This is a genomic window from Streptomyces himastatinicus ATCC 53653 (assembly GCF_000158915.1).
GTDB classification, from domain to species: Bacteria; Actinomycetota; Actinomycetes; order Streptomycetales; family Streptomycetaceae; genus Streptomyces; species Streptomyces himastatinicus.
On record NZ_GG657754.1, the window covers coordinates 4,475,274 to 4,482,228 of the forward strand.

Consider the following 6,955-nt stretch of genomic DNA (forward strand, 5'->3'; position numbering starts at 1 on the left):
CCCCCTCCCCGTCGATGCGCAAGGCGAGCGGACTGCTGCGCCCCGGCCAGCGCCTCAGCGAACACGCCGCCAAGCAGCTGCTGCGCGCCTATGGCATCCGGGTGCCGCGCGAACAGCTCGTCACCAGCGCCGCAGCGGCCGTGCGCGCCGCCGGACTCGTCGGCTACCCCGTCGTCATGAAGGCCTCCGCGCCCCAGCTCGCCCACAAGACCGAACTCGGCCTGGTCCGGCTGGGCCTGACCTCCGCCAGCCAGGTCCGCGACACCTATCGCGAACTCACCGACATCGCCCGCTACGAAGGCGTCGAACTGGACGGCGTCCTGGTGTGCCAGATGGTCGAGCGCGGCGTCGAAATGGTCGTCGGCGTCACCCACGACAGCCTCTTCGGGCCCACCGTGACCGTCGGCATCGGCGGCGTGCTCGTCGAGGTGCTGCGCGACACCGCCGTCCGCGTCCCCCCGTTCGGCGAGGACCAGGCCCGCGCCATGCTCGCCGAACTGCGCGGCCACGCCCTCCTCGACGGTGTCCGCGGTGCGCCCCCGTCCGATGTGGACGCCCTGGTCGAGGTCGTGCTGCGGGTGCAGCGCATGGCCCTGGAACTCGGCGACCAGCTCGCCGAACTCGACGTCAACCCCCTGATGGTGCTGCCCCGCGGCCAGGGCGCGGTGGCCCTCGACGCGCTGGCGATCTGCCGCTGAGCGCACGCGGCGTACGCGGCGTACGCAGCGCGCGCCGCCGGCGCCGCCCCGCGGCCGACACCGCGCCCACAGCCTGAGGAGCCTCCCCATGACGTCTCCCTCCCCCGAAGAAGTGCTCGACTCCGTTGTACGGCACGCCACTGACAACGGGGTCGTCTGGATCACTCTCGACCGTCCGTCCGCCCTCAACGCCCTCACTCCTGACCAGCGGGAACGCCTGATTTTCCGGCTCGATCAGGCGTCCGCCGACCCGGCCGTGCGGGCCGTCGTGCTCACCGCCACCGGCAGGGGTTTCTGCGCGGGCGCCGATCTGCGCGGCAGCCCGTCCGCCCCGGCCGAGCGCGTCGCGGGCGACGTCGCGCGGCTGATCCGCGGCGGGGCGCAGCGGCTGATCACCGCCGTACTCGACTGCGAGAAGCCCGTCATCGCCGCCGTCAACGGCACCGCCGCCGGGCTCGGCGCCCATCTCGCGCTCGCCTGCGATCTGGTCCTGGCCGCCGAATCGGCCACGTTCACCGAGGTCTTCGTACGCCGCGGGCTCGTCCCCGACGGCGGCGGCGCCTATCTCCTCCCCCGGCTGGTCGGCCCCCAGCGGGCGAAGGAGCTGCTGTTCTTCGGCGACGCGCTGCCCGCCGCCGAGGCCGAACGGCTCGGGCTGGTCAACCGCGTCGTACCGGACGGCGACCTCGCCAAGACCGCCCGCGCCTGGGCCGAACGCCTCGCCGCGGGCCCCACCCGCGCCCTCGCCGCCACCAAGGCGCTGGTCAACGCCTCGCTGGAGTCCGGCCGGGCGGCCGCCTTCGCCGCCGAGGCCGCCGCCCAGGAGACCAACATGACCACGGCCGACGCCAACGAGGGCGTACGCGCCTTCGTCGAACGCCGCCCCCCGGTGTACCGGGGCCGCTGAGCGGACCGCAGGACCGCCGGGCCGCAGGACCGTACTACCGAAGAACCGCAGCACCGCGACGAGGAGATTCGGAACCATGATGGGACACGCCGGAATGGCCGCCACCGCCGTCCGCTATCTGCGCTCGGCCGGTTCGCCCACCACCGCCGGGCCACCGCCCCCGCCCAGCGCGCGCCGCGCGCTGCGCGCCGTACAGGAGGATGAGCGCCCGCCCCTGAACCCGGCGGAGTTCCGCCGCGTCCTGGGCCACTTCGCGAGCGGCGTCACCGTGGTCGCGACCACCGACGAGGCGGGCCCGACCGGCTTCGCCTGCCAGTCGTTCACCTCGCTGTCCCTCGACCCGCCGCTGATCGCCTTCATGGTCGCCCGTACGTCCACGACCTGGCCCCGGATCGCCCGGAGCGGCGTCTTCTGCGTCAGCATCCTGGGCGCGGCCCAGGCCGAGCTGTGCCGGTCCTTCGCGATCAGCTCCGCCGAACGCCCGGACAAGTTCGCCGGTGTTCGCCACACCCCGTGCCCCGTCACCGGCTCCCCCCGCCTCACGGGCGCCGCGGCCTGGATCGACTGCACCGTCCACACGGTCCACACCGGCGGCGACCATCTGGTGGTGGTGGGCCGGGTGTGCGCGCTGGACACCGACGAAGAGGCGGCGGCCGACGGTCCTCTCCTCTTCCACCGCGGCGCGTTCACCCGCCTGGCACCGGGGCGGTAGCGGCACCGCGCCGGATCATCAGCGCCATCAGGGCCGCCACGGCGCACAGTCCGCCCGCCCCGTACCAGACCAGGTCGTAACTGCCGAACGCGTCCCGCGCCATCCCTCCGACGAACGCCACGAGCCCCGCGCCCACCTGGTGCGACGCCAGCACCCACCCGAACACGATGGCGCTGTCCTCCCCGTACCACTCCCGGCACAGCGCGATCGTCGGCGGCACCGTGGCCACCCAGTCGAGCCCGTAGAAGACGATGAAGAAGATCATCGGCGGGTGCACCGCGTCGTTCAGCAGCAGCGGCAGGACCATCAGGGACAGCCCGCGCAGCGCGTAGTACACGGCCAGCAGCCGCCGCGCGTCGAAGCGGTCGGTGAACCAGCCGGAGGCGACCGTCCCCACGATGTCGAAGACGCCGATCACCGCGAGCAGGCTCGCGGCCGCCGTCACCGGCATGCCGTGGTCGTGCGCTGCGGGCACGAAATGGGTCTTGACCAGGCCGTTCGTCGAGGCTCCGCAGACCGCGAACGTACCCGCGAGCAGCCAGAACGTACCGGTCCGCGAGGCCGACACGAGGGCCGTCACCGCGCGCCGGGCGGCGCCCCGATGCGGCGCGGGCTTGGGGGCGGGCGGGCCGTCGGCCCCGTACGCGGGTGAGCCCGACGTCGGACGGGTGGTCGCGCAGGAGCAGCACCACGCACGGCACGATGGCGAGGGCCGCGACCGTGACGGTCATGGCGGCGGGGCGCCAGTCGTGCTGCCGCTCCACGAGCCAGGAGAGCAGCGGCAGGAAGACGAGCTGACCGGACGCGCCGCCCGCGGTGAGGATGCCGGTGACCAGTCCGCGCCGCGCGACGAACCACCGATTGGTGACGGTCGCGGCGAAGGCGAGCGCCATGGCCCCGCTGCCGAGGCCGACGAGCACGCCCCAGCACAGGATGAGCTGCCACGGGGACGTCATGAAGACCGTCAGACCGCCGCCGAGGGCGATCACCGTCAGCGCGGTGGCGACGACCTGACGGACGCCGAAGCGGTCCATGAGGGCGGCGGCGAACGGCGCGGTGAGCCCGTACAGCGCGAGGTTGACGGACACGGCGAAGCCGATCGTGCCGCGCGACCAGCCGAACTCCTCATGGAGCGGGTCGACCAGCAGCCCGGGCAGCGAGGCGAATCCGGCCGCCATGGTGATCGTCATGAAGGTGACGGCGGCGACCAGCCACGCCCGGTGCGGACGGCGTATACGGGCCCGGCGGGTCGGCTGCTCGCCCTGGCCGGGGGCGGGGGCCTGGCGGGGTCTGATTGTCTGCGTCACCAGACCAGCATCGGGCGGCGGCTCCCCACGAACGAGTGGCCCGTGGGACAGCATTCGCTAGGATCGGGCCACACCGCCGCGACGGGAGGCCCGACCCATGCCCCAGCCCGAGACGACCGGAACGACGCCGCACCGTGTCGCCGTGCTCGCCCTGCCCGGTGTGATCCCCTTCGAACTGGGCATCCCCTACCGGATCTTCGGCATGGCCCGCTCGGCCGCCCGCCGCCGGCTGTACGAGGTGGTGACCTGCACCCCCGAGCCCGGCCCGGTCCCCACCGACGCCGACTTCCCGATCATGGTCGAACGGGGCCCGGACGCCCTGGCCGAAGCGGACACCATCGTGGTGCCCGCCTCCTACCAACTCGGGCCGGTCCACGACGAGGGACGGCTGACCGCGCCGCTCGCCGCCGCCCTCGCCCACGCCCGCCCGGGGGTGCGCTGGGTGTCCATCTGCACCGGCTCGTACGTGCTCGCCGCCGCCGGACTGCTCGACGGCCGCCCCGCCACCACCCACTGGAGCAGCACCGACCACTTCCAGCGGCTCTTCCCGGCCATCGCCGTCGATCCCGATGTGCTGTTCGTGGACGACGGCGACGTCCTCACCTCCGCCGGAGTCGCCTCGGGCCTCGACCTGTGCCTGCACCTCGTACGGCGCGACCACGGCACCGCCGTCGCCACCGAGGTCGCCCGGCAGAGCCTGGTGCCACCGCACCGCGACGGCGGCCAGGCCCAGTACATCCGCCGCCCGGTGCCCGAACCGCAGCAGGCCACCACCACCTCGGCCCGCGCCTGGGCGCTCGGCCGCCTCGACCGCCCCCTCACACTGCGCGAACTGGCCGCCCAGGAGGCGATGAGCGTCCGCACCTTCACCCGCCGCTTCCGCGAGGAGGTCGGCGTCAGCCCCGGCCAGTGGCTGACGCAGCAGCGGGTGGAACGGGCCAGGCATCTGCTGGAGGACACGGACCTGTCGGTGGACCAGGTGGCACGGGACTCGGGTTTCGGCACGCCCGCGTCGATGCGGCAGCATCTCCAGGCCGCGCTCGGGGTCTCCCCCACCACGTACCGGCGCACCTTCCGGGCCACGGCGGGCGAGGGCGAACCCGTCCGGAACGACCGGCACGCTGAGGACGCTCGGAACGCTGAGGCTGCCCGGAACGTTCAGAAGGTGAGCACGGCCCGCGCCACCCGGCCGCCGCGGGCGTCGTCCACGGCCGTGGCGAATTCCTCCACCGGGTAGACGCGGGTGACGAGTTCGTCCAGCAGCAACCGGCCCTGCCGGTACAGCTCCGCGTACCGGGCGATGTCGCGCTGCGGGCGCGCGGAGCCGTAGCGGCAGCCGAGGATGGACTTGTCCAGATAGAGGGACGAGACCCGGAAGGCCGCCTCGGCGTCCGCGGGCGGGACCCCGAGCAGCACCGCCTGACCGTGCCGGTCGAGGAGGTCGACGGCCTGCCGGATGAGCCGGGTGGAGCCGACGCATTCGAAGGCGTGGTCGGCGCCGGTGGGCAGGATCTCCCGTACGGCGTCGGGCGTGGCCGCGAAGTGGGTGGCGCCGAAGCGCCGGGCCAGCGGCTCCTTGGCCGGGTTGTTGTCGACGGCGACGACGGTGGTCGCCCCGGCGAGCCGGGCCCCCTGGAGGACGTTGAGCCCGATGCCGCCGGTGCCGATGACGACGACCGACTCGCCGTGTTCCACCCGGGCCCGGTTGAGGACGGCGCCGACGCCGGTGAGGACGCCACAGCCGATGAGGGCGGCGGAGGTGAGCGGGATCTCGTCCGGGATCTTCACCGCCTGGACGGCCGTGACCACCGTGCGCTGCGCGAACGCCGAGTTGGAGGCGAAGTTGAACAGCCGCTCGCCGTTCTCGCGGCGGAACGGGCGGCCCGGCCTGCCGATCGCGGCGCGGCACATGGTGGGGCGGCCGCGGTCGCAGTCGGCGCAGGTACCGCAGTTGGCGAGGGTGGAGAGGGCGACATGATCACCGGGGGCGACATGGGTGACGCCGGGTCCCACCGACTCGACCACGCCCGCGCCCTCATGGCCGAGCACCACCGGCACGGGAAACGGAATGGTGCCGTCGATGACGGACAGATCGCTGTGACACAGCCCGGCGGCGGCCACGGCCACCAGCACCTCGCCCGGGCCCGGGTCGCGTACCTCCAGGTCATGGACCACCCGAGGCCCCTTGCCGTCGAACACAACGCCTCTCATACCCGCTCTCCCCCACCTCTGGGGCCCTCAGGAGGCCCAGACCACCGACTGGAGTTCGCTGTACGCGTGCAGCCCGAACGAGCCGCCGTCGCGGCCGACACCGCTGTGCTTGAAGCCGCCGAACGGGGTCTCGGGGTGGCGCTGGACCGTGTTGATGCCGACGTTTCCGCTGCGCAGCCGGGCGGCCAGCGCCCAGGCGCGGCCCGCGTCGGCGCTGAAGACGTAGTCGTAGAGGCCGTACGAGGTGCCGTTGGCGATCCGCACCGCCTCGTCCTCGTCGTCGAAGGGCAGGGCCACGACGACCGGGCCGAACAGCTCCTCGCGGGCCACGGTCATGCCGGGGTCGGCATCGGCGACGAGGGTCGGCGCGACGTAGAACCCGGACGCGACGGGCGGGCGTTCACCGCCGGTGACGAGGCGGGCGCCCTGCTCACGGGCCCCGGCGAGGTACGCCTCGACCCGGTCGCGCTGAGCGGCGGAGATGAGTGGGCCCACAATCGTGGAGTTATCCACAGGGTCCCCCACGGTCAGTGACTTTGCGTAATCTGTGAGTGCGGCGACCACCCGCTCGTACAGCGATCGATGGACGAGCACCCGAGTCGGCGCCGTGCAGATCTGCCCGCTGTGGAAGGAGAAGGTCGAACCGACCGCCCCGACCGCCGACGCGATCACTCGCTTGTCGGCGTCCCCAAGGACGATGGCCGCGCCCTTGCCCCCCAGTTCCATCAGGGTGCGCTTCATCGAGTGGCCTGCGGATTCGGCGATCTTCTTCCCCACGGCGGTGGATCCGGTGAAGCTGACCATGTCGACACCGGGGTGCGCGACGAGCGCCTCGCCCGCGGCCGCGCGCGAGCCGGTGACGACATTGAAGACACCGTCCGGAAGCCCGGCCTCGGTCAGCAGTGGGCCGAGCTCGAGACAGGCCAGCGGGTCCTGCGGGGCCGGTTTGGCGACGACCGTATTGCCCATGGCGAGCGCCGGGGCGACCTTGCCCGCGAGATTGGCGAGGGGAAAGTTGTAGGAGGTGATGCAGGCGACGACACCCACCGGCCGGCGGACCGCCGCCGCGCCGATCAGCCCGCCGGCCCTCGGCTGGCGGCGACCGGCAGCGGGGCGAGCG

At 73.4% G+C, this 6,955-nt stretch carries 6 protein-coding genes and 1 pseudogene; 4 read left to right on the plus strand and 3 right to left on the minus strand.

What is annotated here, in order from left to right; genetic code table 11:
- The 3 genes from SSOG_RS18485 to SSOG_RS18495 all read left to right on the plus strand — a co-directional run.
- Nucleotides 1-698, plus strand: a 698-nt coding sequence (locus tag SSOG_RS18485; protein ID WP_208867360.1) for an acetate--CoA ligase family protein, incomplete at its 5' end; no start/stop codon positions are given.
- A gap of 88 nt (nt 699-786) precedes the next feature.
- Nucleotides 787-1,605: an enoyl-CoA hydratase/isomerase family protein gene (locus SSOG_RS18490; protein ID WP_009715771.1), complete on the plus strand. Its 819-nt coding sequence runs from the start codon at nt 787-789 to the stop codon at nt 1,603-1,605.
- A gap of 76 nt (nt 1,606-1,681) precedes the next feature.
- On the plus strand, nt 1,682-2,317 hold the full coding sequence (locus tag SSOG_RS18495) for a flavin reductase family protein (protein ID WP_245606326.1): 636 nt from the start codon (nt 1,682-1,684) through the stop codon (nt 2,315-2,317).
- Here SSOG_RS18495 and SSOG_RS18500 read toward each other — a convergent pair.
- Nucleotides 2,292-3,678 (minus strand): annotated as a pseudogene (locus SSOG_RS18500) (MFS transporter). The gene SSOG_RS18495 and the pseudogene SSOG_RS18500 overlap by 26 nt on opposite strands.
- A gap of 43 nt (nt 3,679-3,721) precedes the next feature.
- Between SSOG_RS18500 and SSOG_RS18505 the strand changes: the two are divergent.
- Complete coding sequence (locus SSOG_RS18505) at nt 3,722-4,861, plus strand: GlxA family transcriptional regulator (protein ID WP_009715774.1); 1,140 nt, start codon at nt 3,722-3,724, stop codon at nt 4,859-4,861.
- On the opposite strand, the gene SSOG_RS18510 is transcribed toward SSOG_RS18505, so the two are convergent.
- Both SSOG_RS18510 and SSOG_RS18515 read right to left on the minus strand, forming a co-directional pair.
- Nucleotides 4,783-5,835, minus strand: coding sequence for a Zn-dependent alcohol dehydrogenase (locus SSOG_RS18510; RefSeq protein WP_009715775.1), 1,053 nt, complete (start codon nt 5,833-5,835; stop codon nt 4,783-4,785). The two genes, SSOG_RS18505 and SSOG_RS18510, sit on opposite strands and share 79 nt — an antisense overlap.
- Nucleotides 5,836-5,862: 27 nt before the next feature.
- Nucleotides 5,863-6,955: aldehyde dehydrogenase family protein (locus SSOG_RS18515; protein WP_106516417.1), on the minus strand; the 1,093-nt coding region annotated here is incomplete at its 5' end.

Coding starts and splice junctions, on each gene's coding strand:
- SSOG_RS18510 (WP_009715775.1), bottom strand. CDS start 5,835: ATGAGAGGCGTTGTGTTCGACGGCAAGGGGCCTCGGGTGGTCCATGAC.
- SSOG_RS18490 (WP_009715771.1), top strand. CDS start 787: ATGACGTCTCCCTCCCCCGAAGAAGTGCTCGACTCCGTTGTACGGCAC.
- SSOG_RS18505 (WP_009715774.1), top strand. CDS start 3,722: ATGCCCCAGCCCGAGACGACCGGAACGACGCCGCACCGTGTCGCCGTG.
- SSOG_RS18495 (WP_245606326.1), top strand. CDS start 1,682: ATGATGGGACACGCCGGAATGGCCGCCACCGCCGTCCGCTATCTGCGC.